General features: G+C 69.5%; 23 protein-coding genes. 12 read left to right on the top strand and 11 right to left on the bottom strand.

All coding sequences use genetic code 11. The features are described 5' to 3' along the window. Nucleotides 1-22: 22 nt before the first annotated feature. The 11 genes from nrfH to WG923_RS24955 form a co-directional block, all read right to left on the bottom strand. Nucleotides 23-592: a cytochrome c nitrite reductase small subunit gene (gene nrfH / locus WG923_RS25005; protein WP_340353730.1), complete on the bottom strand. Its 570-nt coding sequence runs from the start codon at nt 590-592 to the stop codon at nt 23-25. 605 nt (nt 593-1,197) lie between these two features. Next, nucleotides 1,198-2,391 (bottom strand): NnrS family protein, encoded by a 1,194-nt coding sequence (locus WG923_RS25000; RefSeq protein WP_340353729.1) that lies wholly within the window; start codon nt 2,389-2,391, stop codon nt 1,198-1,200. Then, on the bottom strand, nt 2,388-3,497 hold the full coding sequence (locus WG923_RS24995) for a hypothetical protein (protein WP_340353728.1): 1,110 nt from the start codon (nt 3,495-3,497) through the stop codon (nt 2,388-2,390). Before WG923_RS24995 ends, WG923_RS25000 begins: the two co-directional genes overlap by 4 nt. Then, nucleotides 3,494-3,838 (bottom strand): metal-sulfur cluster assembly factor, encoded by a 345-nt coding sequence (locus WG923_RS24990; protein WP_340353727.1) that lies wholly within the window; start codon nt 3,836-3,838, stop codon nt 3,494-3,496. The genes WG923_RS24995 and WG923_RS24990 overlap by 4 nt, the downstream gene beginning before the upstream one ends. Beyond that, nucleotides 3,835-4,314: an Rrf2 family transcriptional regulator gene (locus tag WG923_RS24985; RefSeq protein WP_340353726.1), complete on the bottom strand. Its 480-nt coding sequence runs from the start codon at nt 4,312-4,314 to the stop codon at nt 3,835-3,837. The genes WG923_RS24990 and WG923_RS24985 overlap by 4 nt, the downstream gene beginning before the upstream one ends. A gap of 48 nt (nt 4,315-4,362) precedes the next feature. Then, nucleotides 4,363-6,639, bottom strand: a complete 2,277-nt coding sequence (locus tag WG923_RS24980; RefSeq protein ID WP_340353725.1) for a nitric-oxide reductase large subunit — start codon at nt 6,637-6,639, stop codon at nt 4,363-4,365. 32 nt (nt 6,640-6,671) lie between these two features. Then, nucleotides 6,672-6,962, bottom strand: coding sequence for a DUF2249 domain-containing protein (locus tag WG923_RS24975; protein ID WP_340353724.1), 291 nt, complete (start codon nt 6,960-6,962; stop codon nt 6,672-6,674). Between the two features lie 146 nt (nt 6,963-7,108). Further along, the gene (locus tag WG923_RS24970) at nt 7,109-7,783 is read right to left on the bottom strand and encodes a response regulator transcription factor (protein WP_340353723.1); all 675 of its coding nucleotides are present in this window, start codon (nt 7,781-7,783) and stop codon (nt 7,109-7,111) included. Nucleotides 7,784-7,796: 13 nt separating this feature from the next. Continuing rightward, nucleotides 7,797-9,695, bottom strand: a complete 1,899-nt coding sequence (locus WG923_RS24965) for a type IV pili methyl-accepting chemotaxis transducer N-terminal domain-containing protein (protein WP_340353722.1) — start codon at nt 9,693-9,695, stop codon at nt 7,797-7,799. 63 nt (nt 9,696-9,758) lie between these two features. After that, a complete protein-coding gene (locus WG923_RS24960) occupies nt 9,759-10,181 on the bottom strand; it encodes a universal stress protein (RefSeq protein WP_340353721.1) in 423 nt (140 codons plus the stop codon). A gap of 44 nt (nt 10,182-10,225) precedes the next feature. Beyond that, nucleotides 10,226-10,669 (bottom strand): universal stress protein, encoded by a 444-nt coding sequence (locus WG923_RS24955; protein ID WP_340353720.1) that lies wholly within the window; start codon nt 10,667-10,669, stop codon nt 10,226-10,228. Nucleotides 10,670-10,779: 110 nt separating this feature from the next. On the opposite strand from WG923_RS24955, the gene WG923_RS24950 reads away from it, so the two are divergent. The 12 genes from WG923_RS24950 (at nt 10,780) to WG923_RS24895 (ending at nt 22,338) form a co-directional block, all read left to right on the top strand. Then, entirely contained in the window at nt 10,780-13,074 is a 2,295-nt protein-coding gene (locus WG923_RS24950; protein ID WP_340353719.1) for a heavy metal translocating P-type ATPase, read from the top strand. A gap of 61 nt (nt 13,075-13,135) precedes the next feature. Beyond that, the gene (ccoS, locus tag WG923_RS24945) at nt 13,136-13,270 is read left to right on the top strand and encodes a cbb3-type cytochrome oxidase assembly protein CcoS (RefSeq protein ID WP_340353718.1); all 135 of its coding nucleotides are present in this window, start codon (nt 13,136-13,138) and stop codon (nt 13,268-13,270) included. 89 nt (nt 13,271-13,359) lie between these two features. Next, complete coding sequence (gene ccoN / locus WG923_RS24940) at nt 13,360-14,796, top strand: cytochrome-c oxidase, cbb3-type subunit I (RefSeq protein WP_340353717.1); 1,437 nt, start codon at nt 13,360-13,362, stop codon at nt 14,794-14,796. A gap of 20 nt (nt 14,797-14,816) precedes the next feature. Next, nucleotides 14,817-15,446 carry a cytochrome-c oxidase, cbb3-type subunit II gene (gene ccoO, locus WG923_RS24935; protein ID WP_340353716.1) on the top strand — a complete coding sequence of 210 codons (630 nt, stop codon included), beginning with the start codon at nt 14,817-14,819 and terminating at the stop codon, nt 15,444-15,446. 11 nt (nt 15,447-15,457) lie between these two features. Then, nucleotides 15,458-15,595, top strand: coding sequence for a cbb3-type cytochrome oxidase subunit 3 (locus tag WG923_RS24930; RefSeq protein WP_340353715.1), 138 nt, complete (start codon nt 15,458-15,460; stop codon nt 15,593-15,595). 12 nt (nt 15,596-15,607) lie between these two features. Continuing rightward, on the top strand, nt 15,608-16,534 hold the full coding sequence (gene ccoP, locus WG923_RS24925; protein ID WP_340353714.1) for a cytochrome-c oxidase, cbb3-type subunit III: 927 nt from the start codon (nt 15,608-15,610) through the stop codon (nt 16,532-16,534). Nucleotides 16,535-16,653: 119 nt separating this feature from the next. Further along, complete coding sequence (ccoG, locus tag WG923_RS24920; protein ID WP_340353713.1) at nt 16,654-18,069, top strand: cytochrome c oxidase accessory protein CcoG; 1,416 nt, start codon at nt 16,654-16,656, stop codon at nt 18,067-18,069. Nucleotides 18,070-18,092: 23 nt separating this feature from the next. Further along, nucleotides 18,093-18,353 carry a FixH family protein gene (locus WG923_RS24915; RefSeq protein ID WP_340353712.1) on the top strand — a complete coding sequence of 87 codons (261 nt, stop codon included), beginning with the start codon at nt 18,093-18,095 and terminating at the stop codon, nt 18,351-18,353. A 38-nt stretch (nt 18,354-18,391) separates the two neighbouring features. Next, nucleotides 18,392-18,688, top strand: a complete 297-nt coding sequence (locus WG923_RS24910; protein ID WP_340353711.1) for a hypothetical protein — start codon at nt 18,392-18,394, stop codon at nt 18,686-18,688. A 402-nt stretch (nt 18,689-19,090) separates the two neighbouring features. Continuing rightward, nucleotides 19,091-20,218, top strand: coding sequence for a non-hydrolyzing UDP-N-acetylglucosamine 2-epimerase (gene wecB, locus WG923_RS24905; RefSeq protein WP_340353710.1), 1,128 nt, complete (start codon nt 19,091-19,093; stop codon nt 20,216-20,218). A 19-nt stretch (nt 20,219-20,237) separates the two neighbouring features. Next, nucleotides 20,238-20,642, top strand: coding sequence for a hypothetical protein (locus WG923_RS24900; protein ID WP_340353709.1), 405 nt, complete (start codon nt 20,238-20,240; stop codon nt 20,640-20,642). Between the two features lie 10 nt (nt 20,643-20,652). Further along, the gene (locus WG923_RS24895; RefSeq protein ID WP_340353708.1) at nt 20,653-22,338 is read left to right on the top strand and encodes a DUF2334 domain-containing protein; all 1,686 of its coding nucleotides are present in this window, start codon (nt 20,653-20,655) and stop codon (nt 22,336-22,338) included. Nucleotides 22,339-22,350: the final 12 nt, after the last annotated feature.

Here is a 22,350-nt window from a genome sequence, read left to right as displayed (position 1 = left end):
GAAAAGCCCTCCGGTATCCGGTTCAGGTGCGCGGCCCGCCGAGGCCGGCGCGCTCGCCGTGGCCCGCGCCCGCGTGGCAGTGCACGCAGCTCGCTTCCTGCGCGGGTCCGCGCGCCTGGACGGCGTCGTGCACCAGGTCGCGGTGGCAGGCGAGGCAGTTGTCCTGGACGATGTCGCTGTTGAACGCCTTGATGGCGATCGGCTCGTCGAAGTCCTGCAGCGTGTAGGCCTTGGCGTGGTTGAAGCCGTTGCGCGCCTTGGCGTAGTACTGGCCGACGAAGCCGCGCGGCAGGTGGCAGTCGTTGCACACGGCCACGTGGTGGTGGCTGGCCTTCTGCCAGGAGTCGTACTGCGCCTGCATGATGTGGCAGTTCGCGCACACCTTCGGCTCGGCGCTCAGGTAGGAGAAGCCCTCGGCGTAGACCATGGCGTAGCCGGCGATGCCCAGGGCCGCCCCCGCGAAGACTCCCAGTGCCACCAGCCAGGGCGTGCTGCCCGCGATGCCGCGTTGCGGCGCTGCTTGTGCCGTGACCACATGCGCTCCCCACGCCCGCGCGCCGGTCGGCGACACGTAGCCGCGGGCTCGATTCATCCTTGATAGTCGGGGGTGGCGGGTTTTCCTTGATGGCTGTCAAGAGTGGGGTGGCAGGGCTGGGGTTTCGCCTTGGGGCCGTGTTCGGTGGGCGTCGCGCCGCTCGGGCCGGACCAGCCCGTGGCTGTCCGTCTCAGCGACTGTCCCCCGGCGCGGATGGGAACCGTTGCTCGTGCTGGCACTGCGCCCGCGCCTCCTCCTTGATGTCGCTGAGCCGGACAGCCACGGACTGGTCCTGCAGCGCGCGGACCGAAAGGGTGTGGCTTCGGTTGGCGCCGTCGCCGACGCTCGAAGCTCGCTCACGGATGGACGCTGCGCTCGCACCCGCGCGGGGGAGGACCAGGGCGTGACCGTCCGACTCGGCGACATCAAGGAGGAGGCGCGGGCGCGGCGCCAGCACGGGCAACGGTTCTCATCCGCGCCGGGGGACAGTCGCCGAGGCGGACGGTCACGTCCTGGTCCGGGTCGAAGGCAACCGGCGAACCGTGATCACCACCGGCCGCCCTTCCTTTGGTCTGCGGGGAAATCGGTGAAGAGCCAAAAAAAATCCCGCAGGGCGAACCATGCGGGCAAGGGCTTGGAAAACGGAATTCAACGCATGCGCATCACCCCGGCTGGCCGTCCAGCCGCGGGCGCGTGAGCACGTTCCAGTAGCTCACGAAGTACAGCGCGAAGCCGGCCGACCACAGGACGGCGGAACACAGCACCGCCTCCATCAGGTGCGCGGGCACCACGAGCGGCGCCAGCACCCGCACGAAGGCGGCGGCGGCCACCAGCACGTAGCAGGTGACGTCGCGCCAGTCGGCACGCAGCGGCCGGGCGGTGTGGCCGCGCGCGGTGCGCGTCACCATGCCGATGATCAGTCCGCCGACGGCGCCGACCGTGAGGGCGTGCACGGCGGCCGAAGGCGCGATCCAGCCGAAGGCGTTGAGCGCGCGGAACGCGAGGTGCACGGGAATCCAGGCGTAGGCGAGGTGCAGCACCCACACGATGGGCGTGCGCAGCGTGACCCACGGCTGCCACAGGATCCAGCGCGCCAGGTGCGCGACGCCGGCGAAGGCCGCGATCGCGCCCACCAGCCACAGCGGGGCATGCAGCGCATCCGCCGCCAGCAGCGCCACGATGGAGCCCAGCGCCACCGGCTCGAGGCGCGGGTGCCGCAGCGAGCGCGCCCCCGGCACGCCGTTGATGGTGAACATGGGGATCACGCGACCGCCCATCACGCACAGGATGAACAGCACCGCATCGAGCCCGATCTGGATGCCGGCCCAGGCGGGCAGGGCGACCACCCCGAGCTGGTTCAGGTGCACGCACAGCGTGGCCGCGGACAGGAGCAGCAGCAGGCCGACGAAGAAGTAGTTGCGGCGGTTCCTGGCCCGGTAGAAGGGGATTCCCAGCGCGATCGCCGCGACCAGCGGGAAGGCGGTGTTGGCCAGCGCCGCCAGCCAGCCATAGGGCGTGAGGACCAGCACGCGCCCTGCGAGCCACAGCAGCGCGATCGCCGCGAGCGTGCGCCCCGTGGGGGTCGGCCGGCCGCTCCAGTTGCGTCCCGCCGTGAACAGGAAGCCGACGATCACCGCCAGCGCGAAGCCGAACAGCATCTCGTGCGCATGCCACAGCGCACCGGGCAGGTAGGGCGCCGACAGGTGGCCCGTGAACTGCAGGGCCCACAGCAGGATGGAGACCGCCGCGAACGCGCTGGCCAGCAGGTAGAAGGGGCGGAAGCCCAGTTGCCAGAGGGCGAAGCCGCGCGGCGCAGCGTGCGCGGGCGGTTCCTCGATGCGGAAGATGGTGCTCATGGTCTTTCGTCGGAAATGCGGCGCGGCCCGTGCCGCTGCCGCCAGGCCAGCGCTGCGCCCACCGCGGTGGCGGCGAACAGCGCGATGGCAAGTGCGTTGAAGAGGGCGCCCTGCGCGCGCCACTGGAAACTCATGGCGCCCGCGCCCAGCCGCACGGCGAGCGACAGGTGCAGCAGCACGAGCGGCAGGTAGAAGAAGTTGCCGAACTGCAGCTTCACGCGGGCCACGGCTGGCAGGATCACCGGGGCGTGGCCCATGATCATGCTGACGATGAAGCCCAGCCCCAGCGCATGCAGCGCGCTGTCGCGGGCCGGCAGGCCGAGCGCCGACGCGCCCCAGGCCACGCCGCCGATGGCCAGCCACACGTAGCCGCTCAGGAGGCACACCGCCATGTAGCGCGAAAGCCCTTCGGCCTTCACCGTGCGGCGCGCGATGTCGAAGGTGAGCAGCCAGGCGGCCAGCCCGCACAGCGCGGCGCCGAACAGCACGCCGCCGACGCGCGGCATCAGCGCCGACATGGCGGCGCCCCAGGCCAGCGCGGCCAGCACCAGGTGCAGCGTGAGCTGCGCGCCCGGGCGGCGGCGCATCAGGCGCGTCATCTCCAGGCGTTCCGCCGCGATGGTCACGACGAGGAAGGCGAACCACCAGGGCAGCACGGTGCTGCTGTTGGCGCCCACGGCCAGCAGCACGTTGCCGGTCAACCAGGCCACGGCGCTGGCCACCAGCAGCGCGGTGTGCGCGGCGGGCTGGCGCCGCAGCAGCAGCACGTTGACGATCACGAAGGCGCCCGCGGCGAGCACGAAGAGGAGCGCGGCGAGCGTGCTCGCGTCGGCCAGCACGGCGAGGCCGCCCGCGCCGGCCGCGAAGGGGGTGATCCAGGCGGCCGGATGCTTGAAGGCCACGGCCCGTTCGATCGAGATGACCGTGCCCAGGAAGCCGCACATCATGAGCGCCGCATGCGAGAGCGCGGCGCGGGTCAGCCAGGGCGCGTCCGCCGCGATGGGGAGGGCGATGCCCACGCGCAGCAGGCCGCCGGCGATGCCGGCGAGCAGGGATGCGGCGACGCAGGCGAGCAGCGTGCCGCCGATGGCGACGCGCGGGTTCACCAGCCCATGAAGCCGCGGGCCTGGTCGCTCATGCGTTCGGGCGTCCATGGCGGTTCCCAGACGAGCTCCACGTGGATCAGCATGTCGGGCGGCAGGGCCCGATCGAGCTGGGTTTCGATGTCGTCGACGATCACGTCCGTGACCGGGCAGGCCGCCGAGGTCATGGTGACGTTCACGTCGATGCGGTTGTCCTTGACGACGACGCCGTACACGAGGCCGACGTCGACGATGTTGAGCGCCACTTCCGGGTCGACCACGCGCTCCAGCGCATCGACCAGGGTGGGCAGCAGTTCCTGCGGGCCGCTGTACAGGAAGCGCGTCTCGTCGGGGGTGTCGCTCATGACACGGCCCTCGCGCGGCGCGCCTTGGCGCCCGCATCGGCCGCCGGATGGAACAGGATCTGCGCGAGCTGCTGGCGGTTGTTCACCAGGTCGGCCAGGGTGTAGTGGTCCAGCACCCCGTAGAAGGCCTTGATCGCCTCGCCCAGCACGCCGCGCAGGCGGCAGTTCGGGGCGATGGCGCAGTCGCCGTCGGTGTCGCCGAAGCATTCGGCCAGCTGCGACAGGCCCTCCGTTTCGCGGACCACGCGGCCGACGATGATCGCCTCGGGCGGCATGCCCAGTTCGAGGCCGCCGCCCTTGCCGCGCACGTTGGTCAGCCAGCCCTGCTTGCCGAGGAAGTGCACCACCTTGACCAGGTGGTTCTCCGAGACCTGGAAGGAGGCGGCCACCTGTGCGATGGTGGCGCGCTCGGCGGGCTGCGCCGCCAGGTAGATCAGCACGCGCAGGCTGTAGTCGGTGAAGGTGGTGAGCCGCATGCGTTCCCCAGAAAGGTCGAAGGCCGGCTTGCGCCGGCCCTTCACAGCTTACCTCGCGGCGGCCGCGATGTCGCCAGCCGGCGCCATCTGCGGTGAATGTCCGCGTCGCAGCAGCTTGACGGCATAGACCGCCAGCAGCACGGCACCGACGGAGAACACGATGTCACCCGGCACGCGCAGCCACACCAGGGTTTCCATCACCGGGGAGTGGATCACTTCCGCGGAGCGGGCGAACCACAGGCCCTTGGTGATCGCGGCGTACGCCTGGTAGATGCCGGCGGGCAGCAGCGACAGGAACACCATCATGGCCAGGCCGATGTTCAGGCCCCAGTAGGCGGGCTTGAGCAGGCCGTCGGCGTGCAGGTTGCGGGCATACAGGCCGCGCAGGCAGAACAGCATCAGGCCGATGCCCAGCATGCCGTACACACCGAAGAGGGCGGCGTGGCCGTGGGCGGCGGTCATGTTCAGGCCCTGCACGTAGTACAGCGAGGCCGGCGGGTTGATCGCGAAGCCCAGGAGGCCGGCGCCGACGGTGTTCCAGAAGCCCACCGCGACGAAGCACAGCACGGGCCACTTGTAGGCGGCCAGCCAGGGCGTGCCTTGCGAACGCCTCCAGGTCTGCAGGGCTTCCAGGCCGATCAGCGTGAGCGGCACCACTTCCAGCGCGGAGAACACCGAGCCGACGGCGATCACGGACACCGGCGTGCCGGTCCAGTACAGGTGGTGCAGGGTGCCCAGGATGCCGCCGAACAGGAAGACGATGGTCTCGGCGACGATGGCACGGTTGGCGCTGGAAGCGCGCACCAGGCCCAGCTTGGTGAAGATCAGCGCGATGACCGCGGTGGCGAACACTTCGAAGAAGCCTTCCACCCACAGGTGCACCAGCCACCACCTCCAGTACTCCACCATCGAGTAGTGGGTGGTCTGGCCCCAGGTGAGGGAGGTCGCGTAGAAGCCGCCGATGCAGGTGGCCGACAGGAACACCATGGCGATCAGGCCGCGGCTTTCGGAAGGCGTCTTCAGGGCGGGCCACAGGGCGCGGCCCAGGAGCACGGCCCACAGGATCAGGCCGATGAACAGCAGGTACTGCCACACCCGGCCCATGGAGGTGAACTCCAGGCCCTGGTTGCCGATCCAGAAGGAGAAGTCGGTGCCGGCGCGCTGCAGGCTGCCCAGCCACCCGAAGGCGGTGGAACCCACCACGATCAGGAGCAGTGCGTAGAACAGGAAGTCGACGCCCAGCTTCTGGAACTTCGGCTCCTTGCCTCCCAGCAGCGGTGCGATGTACAGGCCGGTGGCGAGCCACGCGGTGGCGATCCAGAAGATGCCGACCTGGGTGTGGATCGTGCGGCTGGTCACGTACGGCAGCACTTCGGACAGCGGCAGCCCGAAGAACGCGGTGCCTTCGACGGCGTAGTGCGCGGTGATGGCGCCCATGGCGATCTGCAGCAGCAGCAGGCCGACGACGACGAAGAAGTACTTGCGGGTGGCCTTCATGGAAGCCGTGGCCTTGGCGCCCAGCAGGGGGTCGGCCTTGGGCGGGACGGCTTCTTCCTCGTGCTTGCCGGCGCCGTGCAGCCACAGCATGGCGGCGATGCCGGCCAGCAGCAGGATGATCGAGACCATCGACCACATCGCGGCGGAAGTCGTCATCGTGTTGCCCACCAGCGGCTCGTGCGGCCAGTTGCTGGTGTACGAGATGCCGGGATCGTTCGGGCGGTCGGTGGCGGCGGCCCAGGCGCTCCAGAAGAAGAACGCGGTCAGCGCCTGGCGGTCGGCCTTGGCGGGAACGTTGTTCTCCACCATGGCGTACTGCTCGCGCAGCTTGGCGAAGGACTGGTCGTTGCCGAACAGCGAGGAGTAGTGGTCCGCGACCTGGCGGATCGCCTGGGCGCGCTGCGGCGACACGGTGACGGTGCCGGTGGCGGCGTCATACGTGTTCTTGCGCATTTCCTCCTTCAGGGCGCCTGCGACGGCACCGCGCTCGGCGGCGGTCAGGGCGGAGGCGTCGCCGGCGATCGCCTTGGTGCGCAGGGTCTGCAGCGCCACGGCCTCGCGGTGCAGCCAGTCGGCCGACCAGTCGGGCGCGACGTAGGCGCCGTGGCCCCAGACGGAGCCTTGCTGCTGGCCGCCGGCGGCGAGCCAGACCTGCTGGCCGCGCTGGACCTGTTCACCGGTGAACAGGACCTGGCCGTCGGTGCTGACGACGGACTTGGGGATGGGGGGCGCCGTCAGGTAGATCTGGTAGCCCAGGTAGCCGAGCGCGCCGAAGGACAGCACGAAAATCAGTGCCAGCCAGCGCCACAGGGTGGTGGTGTGTTTCATGGGTTGTTCCTCTCCTCTTCGTGGTCGTGGGTTCAGCCGCCGCAGCCGCCGCCGCAGCAGCTGCTGCCGCCGTCATAGGCACTGCCGGCCTGGGTGCGCCTGATGGCGACGCGCCAGGTTTCCGGGCCCTGCTCGAGGTAGCTCCAGTCGAACTGGCCGGGGACGAAGTTCTGGAACTGGAAGAACAGCGGGCGCGGATCGTGGTTGTTCACCAGCTCCATCGCCTGGCCGGGGGCCAGTTCGGCGAAGGTGGCGAAGATCGTGGCGTGCCGCGAATGCGGCGGGATGGCCTGGGCGTCGATGCGGACTGCGGTCTGGGTCATGGCGGCTCCTTGCGAGATAAGGTGCATTTGGGATGCACCTAATATCGCGGAGCTCGATCCCCGGGGAATTGATCTGAGTCAAAGGTGCTTTTCAAATACACCTTTGAGTCCTGCTCCCATCCCCCTCCCGGGGAGGGAGGAAATCCTCAGAACCGGCTGTTGCCGCCGCCCGTGGCCATCACCGCCGCCTGCACCCGCGAGCTCACCCCCAGCTTGCGCAGGATGTGCTGCACGTGGATCTTCACCGTGGTTTCGGCGATCTGCAGGGTGCGGGCGATCTCCTTGTTGCTCGCGCCGCGGGCGATCTGCTGCAGCACCTCCTGCTCGCGCGGGGACAGCTGCGCGGCGCCTTCCGGATGCGGCTCCGCCGGCAGGGCGGCCAGCGCATGGCCGCCGGACGCCTGCAGCGCGGCCACCAGCCGCGTCATCAGCTCGGGGCTGATCACCGGCTCGCCCCGCATGACGCGGTGGATGGCCTGCACCAGCACGTCGCCCTCGATGGTCTTGAGGAGGTAGCCGTTGGCCCCGGCGCGCAGCGCCGCCTGCAGGTCCTGGTCGTCCTCGCTCACCGTCAGCAGCACGATCTTGGCCAGCGGCGCGGCGTCGCGCAGCTCCGCGAGCGCCTGGATGCCGGTGGCGCCGGGCAGGTGGTTGTCCAGCAGCACCAGGTCCGGCTGCAGGGCGCGCGCCCGGCGCACCGCCTCCACCCCGTCCGCTGCCTCCCCGACGACCTCCAGCGTGGAATCGGCCGCGAGCAGGGCGACGAGGCCGCGGCGGAACAGGGTGTGGTCGTCGACGACGAGGAGGCGAACGGGTGCCATCTCATACTCCTTTTCAGGCCAGCGCCGCCGCGGCCGGCGCCGCGACGGCGGCCGGCCCGGTGGCGGGCAACTCCAGGATCACGGTGCAGCCCGCGCCGGGGGCGCTGCACACCTGCACGCGCGCGCCGATGCGCAGGGCCCGCTCCTGCATGATCCGCAAGCCCACGTGCGTGGCGTCCGAGCCGGGGCGCTGCGGGTCGAAGCCGGCGCCGTCGTCGTGCACCTCGAAGCGCCAGTGCGGCGCCGGCTGCACGCGCAGCTCCACGTGGCGCGCGCGGGCGTGCTTGCGCACGTTGGACAAGGCTTCCTGCAGGATGTGCAGCACCTGCACCTGCACGTCGGGCGCCAGCGGCACGCCGTGGCCCTGCATGGCGAGCTGCGCCGGCAGGCCGGTCTGGTGTTCGAACTTCTGCAGCGTGGTGCGCAGCGCCGGCTCGATGTCCTGCTCGCTCGTGCGGGTGCGGAAGTGCAGCAGCAGCTCGCGCACGTCGGCGTAGCAGTCGCGCACGCCGGTCTCCAGCTCCGCGATGCCGCGCTCCACGGCCGCGTGGTCGCCGCGCTGGGACGCCTGGCGCGCCAGGCCCACCTGCATCTTCATGAACAGCAGCGCCTGCGCGATCGAGTCGTGCAGCTCGCGGGCGAGCAGGCCGCGCTCCTCGGCGACCGCCGCCTCGCGTTCGAGGGCCGCAGCGCGCTGGCTTTCCAGCGCGCTGGCGAAGTGGCTGGCCAGGGCGTCGAGCAGCTCGCGGTCTTCCGTGGACAGGTCGACCGGCCCGCGGTAGAACAGGTTGACCTCGCCCAGCAGGCGCTCGTGCAGGCGCACCGGCACCGAGATGACGGTGGTGAAGCCGGCGCGCGCGCAGTAGCCCAGCGTGGGGCGCTGCGTGGTGGCGATGGGGATCACGCGGGTCTGCGACTGCACCGTCACCTCGCCGCAGTGGCAGGCCCCGGATTCGATGCAGGAGTTCGCGGCGGCGAGGTCCTCGGGCAGCAACTCGTGCGCGACCAGCACGAAGCGCCCCGGATCCTGCGCGCACAGGCGCACCGCGGAGGCGTCGGCGCGCGCGATGCGCCGCACGTGCCCGGCGAAACCCCGGGCCAGCGCATCGAGCGTGGGCGCCTCGGCCACGAAGGCGCTGACCTCGTACAGGTCGGCCAGCCGCTGCCGTTCGTGCTCCACGCGGCGCGTCTTCTCGCGCACCTTCTCCTCCAGGTCCAGGTACAGCGACTGCAGGGTGCCGGTCATGTCGTTGAAGCCGGCCGCGAGCTCGCCGAACTCGTCGCCGCTGTCCACCTCGACGCGGGTGCGCAGCTCGCCCGCCTGCACCGCGGCCAGGCCCTTCTTCAGGCGCGCGAGCGGCCGCAGTACGAAGACGTAGCCGGAATAGAACATCAGCACCGCGCTGCCGATGGCCAGGCCCACCAGGGCGAGCTGGAACATCTGCAGCACGGTGGTCCAGCGGGAGATCTGCGTCTCGATGGCGGCGACGAAGCCGTCCACCAGGACGACGAAGCCGGCGCTCTCCTGCACCAGGTCCGGGTCGGGCGTGTCGTCCAGCCAGCGTGCGCGCAGCGCCTGCCAGCGGCTGCGCACCTCGGCGAAGCGCGCGCGCGATTCCGGCGACCAGGGCACGAACAGGGGCCGCGACGGGTCGCCTGCCTGCAGCAGCGCGAGGCTCTCGTCGAAGCCGCGGGCCAGCGCGCGCGCCTCCTCGCCGCTGCCGCCGGTGTGCAGCACCAGCGCGAGCCGGTAGGTCTGCATGCGCATGCGGCCGGCCTCGTTCACGGCCGCGGCGCCGCCCTGCATGTTCCAGGTGACCCACAGCGTCAGGCTGATGGACACCAGCGCCAGCAGCAGCAGCGCCGTCCCGGTGGCGACCAGCCTGGCGGTGAGGGTCGGAGGCAGCTTCACGCTGCCAGCTTAGGTGTCGCCGGCACCCGCGCCTTGACGGTGGTCAAGGCACGGCAGGGGCCCTCACTTCACGAGCAGGACCGGGATCTCGATCTGGGTGAGCACGTTCTGGGCGACGCTGCCCAGGATGGCGCGCCCCAGGATGCCGTGGCCGTGGGTGCCCATCACGATCATCTGCGCCTTTTCCTTGTTGGCGGCCTTGACGATCTCGATGCCGGGGTTGCCGACGGCCCACCGCGTGGTGTAGGCGATCCCATGCCGCTGCAGGAACTTCTCGATCGGCTTGAGGACCTTCTCGGCCTCTTCGCGGTGGTAGTCCTGCACGGCGGAGGCGCCGACCATGCTCTTGACGCGCGGCGGCATCGCCGGCTGCACGTTCACCACGACCACCTGGCCGTCGCCGCCGGCGAACTCCTGGTTGGTCACCAGGAAGGCCAGCGCCTTCTTCGTATAGCTGCTGCCGTCGGCAGCGAGGAGGATCTTCATGCTTCGTTCTCTTGCGTCTTGTTCTTCGCCCGGATGGGTGCCGGTCAGCGCAGGACCAGCACCGGTATGTTGCCATGGGTCAGGACGTGCTGCGTCTCGCTGCCCAGCAGCAGGCGCTTGATGCCCTTGCGGCCGTGCGAGGCCATCACCACCAGGTCGCACCTGTTCTTGCGCGCCGCGGCGAGGATCGCCTCGGCGACGAGGTCGGAGCGCACGGTGATCGCGCGGGCCTTCACGCCGGCCTTTTCGGCCGCCTTGCCCACTTCTTCCGCGAGCGCCTGGCCGTGCTCGGTCCATTGCTTTTCCACCCGGGCGACTTCCGCGGTGCTGACCGCCAGGCCGCCTTCGAAGTAGGAGCGCGGGTAGCGCGGCACGACGTTCAGGGCGATGACTTCGGCGCCGACGGAGGCGGCGAGCTCCACGGCACTTTTCACGGCCTTCTTCGACAGCGCGGAGCCGTCGGTGGGTACGAGGATGCGTTGGTACATGCGCTGCTCCCGTTCTCCTGGTTCTGGTGAGGTTCAGCTTAGGCGGCGGGGGCCGGTGCCGCTTGACGTGCGTCAACCGGCGGGCGACCCCGCAACCTTAGTCTTGTCGCATGCAAGCTGCCGCCCTCCCGCCTCCGATGCCCGTCGCCGCGCCCGCGGGCGGCGCGCGGCCGGGCGCCGGCGAGGCGGCCCCGGCGATCGACGACCGGGCCGAGTGGGAATCGTTCAGCCGCCCGCTGAAGGGCCGCGAGGACGCCTGGGAGTCCTACCTCGCCGTCGAAGGCATGTATTGCCCCGGCTGCTCGCTCACGATCGAGAACGCCCTGAAGCCCCTGCCGGGCGTGGAGGACGTGCAGGTGAACGGCGCCACGGCCACCGCGCGCATCGTGTGGGCGGCCGGCCAGGGCCGCCCGTCGCAATGGCTGCAGGCGCTGCAGCTCGCCGGCTACCGCGGCCTGCCGGCGTCCGACCAGCTCGCCGCGGTGCCCCGCCGGCACGCGCAGCGCATGATGCTGTGGCGCTGGCTCGTGGCCGGCTTCTGCATGATGCAGGTGATGATGTACGCGGTGCCGGCGTACGTCGCGGGGCCCGGGGACATCACGCCCGACGTCGCCGCGCTGCTGCGGTGGGCGGCCTGGCTGCTCACGCTGCCCGTGCTGCTGTTTTCCTGCCGCCCCTTCTTTTCTTCCGCCTGGCGCGATGTGCGCCACGGCCGCGCGGGCATGGACGTGCCCGTGTCCATCGGCATCCTGATCGCCTTCGGCGCCAGCACCGCGGCCACCTTCGACCCGCGCGGCCCCATGGGCGGCGAGGTCTGGTACGACTCGGTCACGATGTTCGTCTTCTTCCTGCTGTCCGGCCGCCTGCTGGAACAGCGGCTGCGCGATCGCACGGCCGGCGCGCTGGAGGCGCTGGCGCGCCGCCTGCCCGAGACGGTGGAGCGGGTGGCGGCCGACGGCAGCACCGGGCGCATTCCCGTGCGGCGGCTGCAGGCCGGCGACCGCATCCGCCTGCAGGCCGGGGAGGTGTTTCCCGCCGACGGCCGCATCGTCGACGGCGAGACGCAGGTCGACGAAGCGCTGCTCACCGGCGAATCGACGCCCGTCCCGCGCCACGCCGGCCAAGCCGTGATCGCGGGGAGTGCGAACCTCAGCGGCACCGTCGTGGTCCTCGTGGAGCGCACCGGCGATGCCACGCGCTACGGCCAGATCGTCGCGCTGATGGAGCGGGCCTCGGTGGACAAGCCCGCCATCGCCCGCCTGGCGGACCGCTTCGCCTCGCCCTTCCTCGTCGCCGTGCTGTTCGGCGCCGCGGCCGCCGCCTGGTGGTGGTGGCCGCAGGGGCCCGGGCATGCCCTGGGCGTCGCGGTCGCCGTGCTGATCGTCACCTGCCCGTGTGCCCTGTCGCTCGCCACGCCGGCCGCCACCCTGGCCGCCGCCGGCGCGCTGGCCCGGCGCGGCATCCTGGTGCAGCGGCTCGACGCGCTGGAATCGGGGGCCACCATCGACACGGTGGTGTTCGACAAGACCGGCACGCTGACCGTCGACCGCATGTCGGTGCGCGCGGTGCGCACCCGCCCCGGCGTGACGGAACAGCAAGCGCTGGCGCTCGCCGGCGCGCTGGCGCGGCATTCGCTGCATCCGGCTTCGCGCGCGCTCGTGGCTGCCGCGCCGCAGGCGGGCCTGCAGCTGCGCGCCGTGCAGGAACACGGAGGCCGCGGCGTGGAGGGCAGGGCGGACGAGCCCGCGGGTCCCCGCTGGCTGCGCCTGGGTTCCGCGGCCTTCTGCGGCGTCGCCGGCGACGAACATGCCGGCATGGCGCAGGTCCACCTGGCCGACGAGGGCGGCTGGCTCGCGAGCTTCGACCTCGAGGAAACGCTGCGACCGGGCGCGCTGCGCGCGGTGACCGACCTCAAGCGGCTGGGCCTGCAGTCGGAAGTGCTCTCGGGGGACCAGCCGGCTGCCGTGCAGCGCCTGGCCGCACGCGCCGGCATGCTGAAGGCGCTCGGTGGCCAGTCACCGCAGGACAAGCTCGATCGCGTCGCGGCGCTGCAGGCGGCGGGACGGCGCGTGGCCATGGTGGGCGACGGCATGAACGACGGCCCGGTGCTCGCGCGTGCCGACCTGTCCATCGCGCTCGGGGAGGCCGTGCCGGTGGCACAGGCCCGCGCGGACTTCATCATCCAGGGCGGCCAGCTCGAAGGCGTGGCCGCCATCCTGCGGCAGGCGCGGCGCACGCGCTCGGTGGTGCGGCAGAACCTGTTCTGGGCCGCGCTGTACAACGCGGTGTCGGTGCCGCTGGCGATTGCGGGGCAGATGCCGCCGTGGCTCGCCGGGCTCGGGATGGCGGCGAGTTCGCTGTTCGTCGTGTTGAACGCCGCGCGGCTCGCGCGGATCCGCTCGTGAAAGCGCTGGGGTTACGCTTCGCTCCACCACCAGCCTACGAACAGCCGACGAAAATACGCACATGGACGTTCTCTTCATCCTCATCCCGCTGTCCGTCGTGCTCGCCCTCGCCATCCTCGGCGCGCTCGGGTGGGCCGTGTGGCGCGGGCAGTTCGACGGCATCGAGGCCGAGGGCGAGCGCATCCTGCGGGATTGATCCTCGTCAAGTTTTGGCCCGCTTGATTTTCGTCAAGCGCGCGGGTTTACCCCGACCAGACACTCTGGGGCATCTGAAAAAGGTGCTTCATGACACAAGCTTCCATCGCCCCTGCCACGTACAGCGACACCGTCGTGCGGCAGTTCTCGCTGATGGCCGTCGTCTGGGGCGTGGTGGGCATGCTGGTCGGCGTGTTCATTGCGGCCCAACTGGCCTGGCCTGAACTCAATCTCGGCATTCCCTGGCTCTCTTACGGGCGCCTGCGCCCCCTGCACACCAACGCGGTGATCTTCGCGTTCGGCGGCTGCGCGCTGTTCGCCACCAGCTACTGGGTGGTGCAGCGCACCTCGCAGGTGCCGCTGTTCGCGCCCAGGCTCGCCTCCTTCACCTTCTGGGGCTGGCAGGCCGTGATCGTGGCCGCCGCCATCAGCCTGCCCCTGGGCTACACCCAGGGCAAGGAATACGCGGAACTGGAGTGGCCGATCGACATCCTGATCACCTTCGTGTGGGTGTCGTACGCCATCGTGTTCTTCGGCACCATCGGCGTGCGCAAGGTGCGCCACATCTACGTGGCCAACTGGTTCTACGGCGCCTTCATCATCGCCGTGGCGCTGCTGCACCTGGTGAACAGCGCCGCCATCCCGGCCGGCGCCATGAAGTCCTATTCCGCCTACGCCGGCGTGCAGGACGCGATGGTGCAGTGGTGGTACGGCCACAACGCGGTGGGCTTCTTCCTCACCGCCGGCTTCCTGGGGATGATGTACTACTTCATCCCGAAGCAGGCCGAGCGCCCGGTGTACAGCTATCGCCTGTCGATCGTGCACTTCTGGGCCCTGATCTTCACGTACATGTGGGCGGGCCCGCACCACCTGCACTACACCGCGCTGCCGGACTGGACGCAGTCGGTCGGCATGATCTTCTCGCTGATCCTGCTGGCCCCCAGCTGGGGCGGCATGATCAACGGGATCATGACCCTCTCGGGTGCCTGGCACAAGCTGCGCGACGACCCGGTGCTGCGCTTCCTGATCGTGTCCCTGTCCTTCTACGGCATGAGCACCTTCGAGGGCCCGATGATGTCCATCAAGACGGTCAACGCGCTGTCGCACTACACCGACTGGACGATCGGCCACGTGCACTCCGGCGCGCTGGGCTGGGTGGGCCTGATCTCCATGGGCTCGCTGTACTACCTGATCCCGCGCCTGTTCGGGCAGAAGAAGATGTATTCGGTCAAGGCGATCGAGCTGCACTTCTGGACGGCCACCATCGGCATCGTGCTGTACATCGCCGCCATGTGGATCGCCGGCGTGATGCAGGGCCTGATGTGGCGCGCCATCAATGCCGACGGCACGCTCACCTACACCTTCGTCGAGAGCGTGAAGGCGACCTATCCCTTCTACGTGATCCGCGTGACCGGCGGCCTGCTGTACCTCACCGGCATGCTGGTGATGGCCTGGAACACCTGGATGACGGTGGCCAACGGCCGCGCCGTGCGCCTGAACGTCCCGGCCGTCGCCGCCCACGCCTGACACGAGAAAGACTGCGAACCATGAGCGACAACGCAACTCCCGCGGCCGGCTTCTCGCACGAGAAGATCGAGACCAGCAACTTCCTGATGATCGTGCTGATCCTGCTGGTGGTCGCCGTCGGCGGCCTGGTGGAGATCGTGCCCCTGTTCTTCCAGAAGTCCACGACCGAGCCGGTGGCGGGGCTGAAGCCCCTCACCGCGCTGCAGGTCGCCGGCCGCGACATCTACGTGCGCGAAGGCTGCTACAACTGCCACTCGCAGATGATCCGGCCCTTCCGCGCCGAGACGCTGCGCTACGGCCACTACTCGGTGGCGGGCGAGTTCGTGTGGGACCACCCGTTCCAGTGGGGCTCCAAGCGCACCGGCCCGGACCTGCACCGCGTGGGCGGCAAGTACTCGGACGAGTGGCACCGCATCCACCTGAACAACCCGCGCGACGTCGTGCCGGAATCGAACATGCCGGCCTATTCGTGGCTGGAGAAGAACGCGGCGGACGCCTCGTCGATCGCCACCCACATGAAGGCGCTGCGCACCGTCGGCGTGCCGTACACCGACGATGAGATCGCCAAGGCCGCGGGCGAGCTCAAGGGCAAGACCGAGATGGACGCCGTGGTGTCCTACCTGCAGTCGATGGGTCGATCCCTCAAGTAAGGAGCAGCACGATGGACATCAACATCCTGCGCGAGCTGGTCACCGTGGCCTCGTTCGCCACCTTCATCGGCATCATCGGCTGGGCCTGGTCGGGCCGCAACCGCGCCGTCTTCGAGGAAGCCGGCCGGATCCCCTTCGAACAAGACTGAGAGAACAAGACCATGAGCGATTTCACCAACGGCTTCTGGTCCGTCTACGTCGCCGGCATCACGCTGGCCGGCATCTTCGGCTGCCTGCTGCTGCTGTGGTTCACCTCCCGCAAGAAGGTGGCCCCCGGCACCGACAACACGACCGGCCACGTCTGGGACGAGGACCTGACGGAAATGAACAACCCGCTGCCGCTGTGGTGGGTGGGCCTGTTCATCCTCACCATCGTGTTCTCGCTGCTGTACCTGGTGGCCTACCCGGGCCTGGGCTCCTACGAGGGCAACCTGAAGTGGAGCACCGCCGGCGAGTACCGCAAGGAAGTGGACACGGCGACCAAGGAACTCGAGCCGCTGTACGCCAAGTTCGCCGCCAGGCCGGTGGAGGAACTGGCGGGCGACCCGAATGCCATGGCCATCGGCGAGCGCCTGTTCATGAACAACTGCGCCCAGTGCCACGGCTCCGACGCCCGCGGCAGCAAGGGCTTCCCGAACCTGGCCGACAGCGACTGGCTGCACGGCGGCACGCCCGCGAAGATCAAGGAAACGATCACCAAGGGCCGCATCGGCATGATGCCCCCGATGGCCGCCGCCGTCGGCACGCCGGAGGACGTGAAGAACGTCGCGCACTACGTGCTCAGCCTGTCGAAGGCGCCGCACGACTCCGTGCGCGCCCAGCTCGGAAAGGCCAAGTTCGCCGCCTGCGGCGCCTGCCACGGGGCGGACGGCAAGGGCAGCCAGGCGGTCGGCGCGCCGAACCTCACCGACGACATCTGGCTGCACGGCTGGGGCGAGCAGGCCATCGTCAACATGGTCAACGGCGGCAAGACCAACCAGATGCCGGCCCAGGAAGGCAAGCTGACCGAAGCCCAGATCCACGTGCTGGCCAGCTACGTCTGGGGCCTGTCGAACAAGGGAACGGCCGGCGCCGTCGCGAAGCAGTAGGCCGCGCGCTTAGCACTTTTTTCTGTCGAGGAACCTTCGGGGGCCCCCTGGGGCCCCTTTTTCTTTGCGTCTGATCAAGGTCAAGTGAGGCCGGCGGAGCGACAAGCATCATCGTCGCCATGAAAGTCATCCCCATCACCCCGGTACAGGCCGCTGAAGACGGCCAAGCCCAGGGGCTCTACGCGTCGGAAGGCAAGCTCTACCCGCGCTCGGTGACCGGCCTGTTCGCGCGCTGGCGCTGGGCCTTCGTGTGGCTGACGCAGATCATCTTCTACGGGCTGCCGTGGCTGCAGTGGGGCGAGCGCCAGGCGGTGCTGTTCGACCTCGGGGCGCGCCGCTTCTACATCTTCGGCTTCGTCCTCTACCCGCAGGACTTCATCTACCTCACCGGGCTGCTGGTGGCCAGCGCGCTGTCGCTGTTCCTGTTCACCGCCGTCGCCGGCCGCCTGTGGTGCGGCTTCTCGTGTCCGCAGACCGTCTATACCGAGATGTTCCTGTGGATCGAGCGCAAGGTGGAGGGCGACCGCGGCGCCCGCATGAGGCTCGACGCGGCGGGCATGGACCTCGAGAAGTTCGTCAAGAAGTCCTTCAAGCACCTGCTGTGGGGCATGGTGGCGATGTGGACCGGCTTCACCTTCGTGGGCTACTTCACGCCGATCACCGAACTCGGCATGGAATTCCTGCAGACCCGCATGGGCTCGTGGGAGGTGTTCTGGGTCTTCTTCTACGCCTTCGCGACCTACGGCAACGCCGGCTTCATGCGCGAGCAGGTGTGCAAGTACATGTGCCCGTACGCGCGCTTCCAGAGCGCGATGTTCGACAAGGACACGCTGATCGTCAGCTACGACGCCGGCCGCGGCGAGCCGCGCGGCTCGCGCACGCGCAAGGCGGACCCGAAGGCGCTGAACCTCGGCTCCTGCGTGGACTGCACGCTGTGCGTGCAGGTCTGCCCCACCGGCATCGACATCCGCAACGGCCTGCAGTACGAGTGCATCGGCTGCGGCGCCTGCATCGACGTGTGCGACGGCGTGATGGACAAGATGAACTACCCGCGCGGGCTCATCCGGTTCTCCACCGAGAACGCGATGGCCAGCGGCGGCGGCCGCGACGCGATCCTGCATCGCATCCTGCGTCCGCGCGTGCTGGTGTACGCCTCGATCCTGCTGGTGCTGACCTGCGCCGTGATGGTGAGCCTCGCCATGCGCACGCCCCTGAAGGTGGACGTGGTGCGCGACCGCGCCGCGCTCTCGCGCATCGTCGCCGGCGGCATGCTGGAGAACGTGTACCGGCTGCAGATCATGAACGCCAGCGAGGAAAAGCAGCAGTACCGCCTCGACGCCACCGGCCTGCCGGGCCTCTCGGTCGCTTCCGAGCGCGTGTTCGAGGTCGGGCCGGCAGAGTCGCGCTGGGTGGCCGTGCGGCTGCAGATCCCGTACGGCTCGGCCGCTTCCGGTTCGCACCCGATCCACTTCGAGATCGACAACGGCGCCGATGCCCGCGTGCGCGAGAAGTCGGTCTTCCTCGTCCCCCGATGAAAGCCCCGAAAGGCAGCACCCCGATGACGAACGAACCCCAGATGCAGGACAGCGCCCCGTGGTGGAAGCACGGCCACGTGTGGCTGCTGATTTCCGGCCCGGCCACCGTGGTGGTGGCGGGCTTCGCGACCGCCTGGATCGCGATCAAGAGTCCGGACCCCGTGGTCGAGGCAGACTATTATCGGCGTGGGATCGAGATCAATCGCACCCTGGCCGCGCGCGACAAGGCCAACCTGCCGGCGCTGCAGGGGCGCAACCACGCCGCGACGCCGGCGCAGCCCTGACGTTGGCGCGACGGCAGGGCGAGGAGGGAGAAACAGGAATGGCAACCCGCGTGATGTGGATCGCATGGCCCGCCTTCATGGCCGCGTGCGTGCTGGAACTGATGGTGTTCGCCGTGGTGGACCCCCTCGAACTGCAATGGTCCGGGCACAGCCTGGGCTGGTCGCGACAGGCCGTGTACACCGTGGCCTTCTTCGGCTTCTGGCTGGTCTCCATGGGCGCGTGCGCGCTGACCACGCTGCTGCGGATGGACCCCGCCGAACTCAATCGCTGCCCGTATCCCCGCGACCAGCGCCCGGCCGCGTGCCCGGGCGAGAGCGGCATCATGCCGCTCTGATCGCGCGTCATCCCCGCGCAGGCGGGGGCCAGAGCAAGAGCGGCCAAGGGCCGCTCTTTTGCGTTGCGGGCCGCGCCCTGGCGCCCCCGCTGCGCCAGCGTCATTCCCTTTACACGACTCACTCTGCAGTAGGCACCGTCCTACCCACGAATGCGGGTGGCACTGTCGAAGCCGCTGACCTTACAAACCCAACATCCCGTTCGAGTTTGAAACACACGGGCTGAAACATTACAGGTCCACGCGAGGCTTCCACAACGGGAACTCGCCTCGCAGGTCGAGCAGGGACTGCAGCCGAGCGCCATGCGCAGTGTGTAAACAGACGTGCAGGCGGGCCGTGGATCCAGTTACGTCCGCCGCTTCGAAGTAACAGCCGGGTCGTTTCCGGCAGGCAGGGAGGCGTCGTTGGACCAGAAGAAAGTCGTCGCGATCGTGTGCGGCACGCGGCCGGAGATCATCAAGCTGGCTCCCGTGTACCACGCCCTTCGTGCGCAGCCGGAGCTGGATGTGCGGTGGGTGCACACCGGCCAGCACGGCGAGATGGCGGCCGACATGCTGCGCTGCTTCGGCATCGTGCCGGACGTGCAGCTCGAGCGCAGCGGCTCCTCGCTCGAATCCTTCAGCGTCGAGTGCCGCGGGCAGCTCGATGCGCTGCTCGCCAGGCAGCGCTGGGACCTGTGCATCGTGCAGGGCGACACCGAGAGCGCCTTCCTCGGTGCCCTGGCAGCCTTCTACCGCCGCGTGCCGGTCGCGCACGTCGAGGCCGGCCTGCGCACCTACAACCTCGAGCGTCCCTTCCCCGAGGAAGGCCTGCGCCAGATGATCAGCCGCATCGCCGCGATGCACTGGGCGCCCACCGACCGCGCCCGCCTGGCGCTGCTGCGCGAAGGCATCTCCTCCGATGCGATCCTGCTGACCGGCAACACGGTGGTGGACGCGCAGCAGTGGATCTGCTCGCGCCACGGCATCGTGCGCCAGGGCAGGCCCGCCGACGGCCACATCCTCGTCACCGCGCACCGGCGCGAGAACTGGGGCGAGGAGATGGAGCAGACCTTCCACGCCGTCGCCGACCTCGCACGCCTGCACAACGACAAGCGCGTGCTGTTCCCGGTGCACCTGAACCCCGTGGTGCAAAAGCCCGCCCACGAGATCCTGCAGGGACTGCACAACGTGACGCTCACCGCGCCGCTGGACTACCTGGGCATGCAGCAGGCGCTGGTCAATGCCTGCCTGCTGCTCACCGACTCCGGCGGCCTGCAGGAAGAGGCGCCCACCTTCGGCGTGCCGACGCTGGTGCTGCGGCACGAGACCGAGCGGCCCGAAGCGGTGGAAGCCGGCTGCGCGCGCCTGGTCGGCCCCAACCGCGACGCGATCGTGCGCGAGGCCTCCCGCCTGCTGGACGACCCGCTGGCCGCGGAGCTGATGCGCAAGGTGGTGAATCCCTTCGGCGACGGGCAGGCTGCCCGCCGCATCGCCCAGGCCGTCATGGCGCGCCTGGCCCATTCGCAAGAAGCGGCCGCCGTGGCGGCCTGACCACCGAGGAGAGTCCCCCATGAAGACCCCCCGCATCCGGCTCGCCATCATGGCCGCCGCCTGCCTCGCCGGGGCCGTTCACGCGCAGACGAGGGTGGCTCCGCCGCCGCTGCCGATCGGCTCGCAGATGGCCCGTCCCGAACCGGGCATGAGCGAGCCCGAACGCAAGCGCGCCGTGCGCGCCCACCACCACAAGATGCACAACAAGAAGGACTACACGCGCGACGACAGCGTGCCGGCTGCCGCCGCCGCGGTGCAGCCCGCGCTCACGCGCCCGGGTGCGGCCGCGGGCATGGGCTCCGGCGCCGCCGGCGCCGCCGGCGCCGTGCAGGGCGGCGCGGGCACCGGCCCGGGCCGCGAGAAGACCGACCGGGGCGCGAGCTCCTTCTTCTTCGGCCAGGACCAGAAGAAAGACAAGAAGTGAGGAGTCGACCATGAAGTACCTGCGCCGATTCTTCCTGGGGCTGGTCGCCTGCGCGGCCCTGGCCGGGATGCTGGGCCTGGTGGGCGCGCCCGCCGCCCAGGCCCAGACCACCACCACGACCACGCCGCCGCCGAAGGCGCTGGTGCTGTACGACCTGACCAGCGGCACGCCCTGGGACAAGCTGGGCTTCGCCTACGCCATCATGCTGCGCAACCTGCTCGGGCACTTCCAGGCGCAGGTGGACGTGGTGCCGGTTCAGCAGTACACCGCCGGTTCCGTCGAGAACTACACCGCCACCTTCTACATGGGCTCGGCGTACGACAACCCGCTGCCCGCCGCCTTCCTCGCCGACGCGGCGAGCACGGCCAAGACGGTGGTCTGGTTCAAGTACAACATCTGGCAGCTGGCCTGGGATCCCGCCTACAACTTCACCGCGAAAACGGGTATCCAGTACGTCGACCTGCTCGGCATGAACGCCCAGCCCACGTCGGCGAATCCGAATCCCGGCTTCTACGACACGGTGAAGTACAAGGGCCTGGACTTCGTCAAGTTCTACCAGTACGACGCCGGCCGCAACGTGATCAATGCGGATCCGGACATCGGCCACATCGCCATCGCCGATGCGACCAAGGCGACCAGGCTGGTGAACATCGTCAACCCGAAGCAGGCGAAGACGGTGCCGTACATCACGCGCGCCGGCAACTTCTGGTACGTGGCGGACCTGCCCTTCAGCTTCATCGGCCCGCGCGACCGCTACCTGGTGTTCTGCGACCTGCTGCACGACATGATGGGCAGCAACCACGCGTTCTATCACAAGGCCATGGTGCGGCTCGAGGACGTCGGCGCGCTGGTCTCGGTGCAGTCCATGAAGAGCCTGAGCGACTACCTCTCGTCCAAGGCGATTCCCTTCTCGGTCGCCGTGATCCCGCGCTACGAGGATCCGCTGGGCGCCTACAACGGCGGGGTCCCGCAGACGGTGCTCCTGAACCAGGCCACCAACCTGCGCACGGCGGTGAACTACGCCCGCCAGCGGGGCGGCGAGCTGGTGATGCACGGCTACACGCACCAGTACAGCAACATGCGCAACCCGCACACCGGCGTGAGCGGCGACGACTTCGAGTTCTGGAACATCGTGGACAACAAGCCGGTGCAGGAGGACTCCGTCGCCTGGGCGCTGGGCCGCCTGAACAGCGGCCTGCAGGACATGGCTGCCATCGGCTGGAAGCCGATCGCCTGGGAGACGCCGCACTACGAGGCATCGCCGCTGTCCTCGCGCGCCGCGCCGCAGGTGTTCCCCAGGACCTACCAGCGCGTCGTGTACTTCACCTCGGACCACCCGGACCTGTTCGCCGCCCAGAACAAGGACTTCGCCGTCGGCCAGATCTTCCCGTACCCGATCGCCAGCGACCACTACGGGCAGTACGTGATCCCGGAGAGCCTGGGGAACATCGAGTACGACATCCGCACGATCGACCCGACCTCCAACTTCAACTACACGGCCGACGACATCATCCTCAACGCCAAGTACGTGAAGACGATCCGCGACGGCGCCGCCTCCTTCTTCTTCCACCCCTTCTGGCTGGAGCCGGAGCTGGGCGTGCCGGGCATGGCGGACTTCCAGAAGACCATCGACGGCATCACCGCGCTGGGCTTCACCTGGATCGCCCCGAGCAGGCTGCGCGGCCCCGCGCCCTGAACGTCCACCCCA

The organism is Ramlibacter sp. AN1133 (assembly GCF_037890035.1).
Lineage (GTDB): Bacteria > Pseudomonadota > Gammaproteobacteria > Burkholderiales > Burkholderiaceae_C > Ramlibacter.
Note: the sequence above shows the minus strand (reverse complement) of the source record. Positions and strands in the feature narration are given on the sequence as shown.

Excerpts from the sequence above, each read along its gene's own strand:
- ccoG (WP_340353713.1), top strand. The coding sequence starts at position 16,654 with ATGAAAGTCATCCCCATCACCCCGGTACAGGCCGCTGAAGACGGCCAA.
- WG923_RS24990 (WP_340353727.1), bottom strand. The coding sequence starts at position 3,838 with ATGAGCGACACCCCCGACGAGACGCGCTTCCTGTACAGCGGCCCGCAG.
- WG923_RS24950 (WP_340353719.1), top strand. The coding sequence starts at position 10,780 with ATGCAAGCTGCCGCCCTCCCGCCTCCGATGCCCGTCGCCGCGCCCGCG.
- WG923_RS25000 (WP_340353729.1), bottom strand. The coding sequence starts at position 2,391 with ATGAGCACCATCTTCCGCATCGAGGAACCGCCCGCGCACGCTGCGCCG.
- ccoN (WP_340353717.1), top strand. The coding sequence starts at position 13,360 with ATGACACAAGCTTCCATCGCCCCTGCCACGTACAGCGACACCGTCGTG.
- WG923_RS24955 (WP_340353720.1), bottom strand. The coding sequence starts at position 10,669 with ATGTACCAACGCATCCTCGTACCCACCGACGGCTCCGCGCTGTCGAAG.
- ccoS (WP_340353718.1), top strand. The coding sequence starts at position 13,136 with ATGGACGTTCTCTTCATCCTCATCCCGCTGTCCGTCGTGCTCGCCCTC.
- WG923_RS24960 (WP_340353721.1), bottom strand. The coding sequence starts at position 10,181 with ATGAAGATCCTCCTCGCTGCCGACGGCAGCAGCTATACGAAGAAGGCG.
- WG923_RS24895 (WP_340353708.1), top strand. The coding sequence starts at position 20,653 with ATGAAGTACCTGCGCCGATTCTTCCTGGGGCTGGTCGCCTGCGCGGCC.
- WG923_RS24970 (WP_340353723.1), bottom strand. The coding sequence starts at position 7,783 with ATGGCACCCGTTCGCCTCCTCGTCGTCGACGACCACACCCTGTTCCGC.
- WG923_RS24915 (WP_340353712.1), top strand. The coding sequence starts at position 18,093 with ATGACGAACGAACCCCAGATGCAGGACAGCGCCCCGTGGTGGAAGCAC.
- nrfH (WP_340353730.1), bottom strand. The coding sequence starts at position 592 with ATGAATCGAGCCCGCGGCTACGTGTCGCCGACCGGCGCGCGGGCGTGG.
- WG923_RS24985 (WP_340353726.1), bottom strand. The coding sequence starts at position 4,314 with ATGCGGCTCACCACCTTCACCGACTACAGCCTGCGCGTGCTGATCTAC.
- WG923_RS24980 (WP_340353725.1), bottom strand. The coding sequence starts at position 6,639 with ATGAAACACACCACCACCCTGTGGCGCTGGCTGGCACTGATTTTCGTG.
- WG923_RS24910 (WP_340353711.1), top strand. The coding sequence starts at position 18,392 with ATGGCAACCCGCGTGATGTGGATCGCATGGCCCGCCTTCATGGCCGCG.
- ccoP (WP_340353714.1), top strand. The coding sequence starts at position 15,608 with ATGAGCGATTTCACCAACGGCTTCTGGTCCGTCTACGTCGCCGGCATC.
- WG923_RS24975 (WP_340353724.1), bottom strand. The coding sequence starts at position 6,962 with ATGACCCAGACCGCAGTCCGCATCGACGCCCAGGCCATCCCGCCGCAT.
- WG923_RS24900 (WP_340353709.1), top strand. The coding sequence starts at position 20,238 with ATGAAGACCCCCCGCATCCGGCTCGCCATCATGGCCGCCGCCTGCCTC.
- ccoO (WP_340353716.1), top strand. The coding sequence starts at position 14,817 with ATGAGCGACAACGCAACTCCCGCGGCCGGCTTCTCGCACGAGAAGATC.
- WG923_RS24930 (WP_340353715.1), top strand. The coding sequence starts at position 15,458 with ATGGACATCAACATCCTGCGCGAGCTGGTCACCGTGGCCTCGTTCGCC.